General features: G+C 62.0%; 1 protein-coding gene. It reads left to right on the top strand.

All coding sequences use genetic code 11. From position 1 onward, the window contains the following. The first annotated feature begins 79 nt into the window (after positions 1-79). Positions 80-1,300, top strand: a complete 1,221-nt coding sequence (locus MKD50_RS30355; RefSeq protein WP_012353615.1) for an ISL3-like element ISRta1 family transposase — start codon at positions 80-82, stop codon at positions 1,298-1,300. Positions 1,301-1,303 lie beyond the last annotated feature (3 nt).

Raw genomic sequence — 1,303 nt, forward strand, 5'->3', positions numbered from 1 at the left:
GGTTCTTCGCAGAAAACCGTGGCCCGAAAGAGCACATTTTGTATGCTGATGTCTGTTTCTTCAGGTATCAGGGGGATGTGTGCTGGATCGCAAGACGCTGCAAGCACTGGGTTGCTGGAAGGGCTACCGGCTGGAGCGCGTGGAATGGCCGGAGGGAGAGAGCCGTACGCTGTCGTTGTACTTGAAGCCGGTCAGCAAGGTCATGCATTGCGAGGAGTGTGGCGCGCGCTGCCATCAGGTGCATGAGACAGTGGTCAGGCGAGTCCGGGACCTTCCGCTGTTCGAGTATCGGGTCGTACTGCACGTGCCGCGCCGGCGCGTTTGGTGCGACCGTTGCGGCGGTCCGAGGCTGGAGCGGCTGGAATGGCTTGGGCGCTACCAACGCGTGACGGCCCGCTTGGCCCAGGCTTGCGGCCACTTGTTGCGCCACTGTACGGTGCAGGCGGTGGCGGCCTTCTACGATCTGGGCTGGCACACAGTTAAATCGATCGATAAGGCTCGCTTGCGTGAGGCAGTGGCCGAGCCGGACTGGTCCAATATCCGCTACCTGGCCATGGATGAGTTCGCGCTACACAAGGGGCATCGATATGCCACGGTGGTAGTCGACCCCATTGGGCGGCAGGTGCTCTGGATCGGACAGGGGCGCTCACGCGAGACCGCCCGAGCCTTCTTTGAGCAGCTCCCCGCCGGCGTTGCGCAGCGCATCGAGGCCGTCGCCATCGACATGACGACCGCGTATGAGTTGGAGATCCGGGCGCATTGCCCGCAAGCAGAGGTGGTCTTCGACCTGTTCCACGTGGTAGCTAAGTACGGGCGTGAGGTCATCGACCGAGTACGGGTGGATCAGGCCAATCAGCTGCGGCACGATCGGCCGGCCAGACGGGTGCTCAAGTCCACACGCTGGCTACTGCTGCGGAATCGGGAGAACTTGAGCGTCCCCCAGGCGGTTCATCTGGATGAGGTCCTGGAGGCGAACCGGCCATTGCTGACAGTCTATCTGTTGCGCGACGAGCTAAAGCGGCTATGGTTCTACCGCCGCCCGGCGTGGGCGCAAAAAGCTTGGGAGCAATGGTGCGAGCAGGCTCGGCAGAGCCGAATACCTGCCCTGGAGTTGTTTGCGAAGCGCCTGCAAGGCTACTGGCATGGCATCTTGGCCCGCTGCCGCCACCCATTGAACACCAGCGTGGTCGAAGGCATCAACAACACCATCAAGGTCATCAAGCGCCGCGCGTACGGCTATCGCGACGAGGAATACTTCTTCCTCAAAATCCGCGCAGCCTTCCCCGGAATTCCTCGATGAACC

The organism is Cupriavidus mimosae (assembly GCF_023952485.1).
In the GTDB taxonomy this organism is placed as follows: Bacteria; Pseudomonadota; Gammaproteobacteria; order Burkholderiales; family Burkholderiaceae; genus Cupriavidus; species Cupriavidus taiwanensis_C.